Source organism: Vibrio sp. Vb0349, from assembly GCF_033338975.1.
Genome location: NZ_JAWOTS010000302.1, coordinates 1 through 1,196, shown reverse-complemented (window position 1 = coordinate 1,196; position 1,196 = coordinate 1). Strand labels below are relative to the sequence as shown.

The 1,196-nt window shown below is 45.1% G+C and carries 1 protein-coding gene; it reads right to left on the bottom strand.

Translation table 11 applies throughout. The features are described 5' to 3' along the window. Positions 1-1,196: diguanylate cyclase (locus tag R7Q47_RS25370; RefSeq protein ID WP_318090111.1), on the bottom strand; the 1,196-nt coding region annotated here is incomplete at both ends.

The following is a 1,196-nucleotide window of genomic DNA, read 5'->3' as shown; positions in this document are numbered from 1 at the left end:
CTAGGAGGGTTTCTGCGACACTACAAATCACCTTGTCTCCTTCGTCGTGGCCAAGCTCGTCATTAATACGTTTAAAGTGGTCAATATCAAACAAAGCCAAACACGTCGTCGGTGTATCAGGATAACGTTCTACAATATTCGCGTAGTGGGTTAATTGTTCTTCAAACTTTCTGCGGTTCCACAGTCCAGTCAAACCGTCTTTCTCACTTAAGTTGCGCAGCTGCTCTTCCAACGCTTTACGTTCAGAAATATCCACCAGCGAAGTGATGTAATAGCTGATTTTACCGGACTTTGTTAAGTTCGCTTGGATACGCATGATCGCCGTAAACACATGATTCAATTGGGTACGGCAGCGTACTTCGCCTTCCCAAACATTCTCGCGCCCTAACTTATTCCAAATGTTTAGCGTCTCTTCGAGGTCTTCAGGAAGCAAAATCAGGCTATGGGCATTTGAGCCTTTCACTTGTTCGGTAGAATAACCCATCATGTTTTCAAACTCTTGGTTGACCATGATGATGCGAAGCGACGCGTCAGAAATCATGACGGCGGTCATACCATCGAGTGCGGCACGGGCTAACTTCGATTCCACACTATGACGACGGTAATGCAGCGCCAACGCGGTAATTGGCAAAGTGAAAACCAGCACAAGTCTTAATACAAACAAGGATTCTTGAATAAGGTCATTGATGTCGCGCGTCGCTCTTTTTGACAACTGCTCATTCGAGAGGTCGATGATGAGATGCAAAGGCTCGTTGGAGACAAACTTAATCGAGCTAAACGCAATCAAATGTTCACCGTTATAAGAGTACCCCGCTTGCTCAGATACCACTCGCGGCCATATATCTGGATACATGTTCGAGAAATTAAACTGAGAACGCTCAGGAATAATATCGCCATACAAGCGCGACTCGTCAGGACTCGCGATGTAAAAGCCTTTGTGCTTAACCAACTCGATATGGAAATCTCGCACTGGTGAATAGTTGAGAAGGGATGACAGATACTCGATATCGACATTCAACACTAAGTAACCCTGTCGAACGTCATTCACTGAAATTGGCATCAAAATGCGTAGTGACGGACTTAGCGGATAAACCAATTCACCTTTGTCCCTTTCAAGTTCAATCCCCCAAGCTGAGATTTGCTCGTTATCCAAACTCTGCGCGTATTTAAAATACTCTCGCGCAGATTTATCTCGA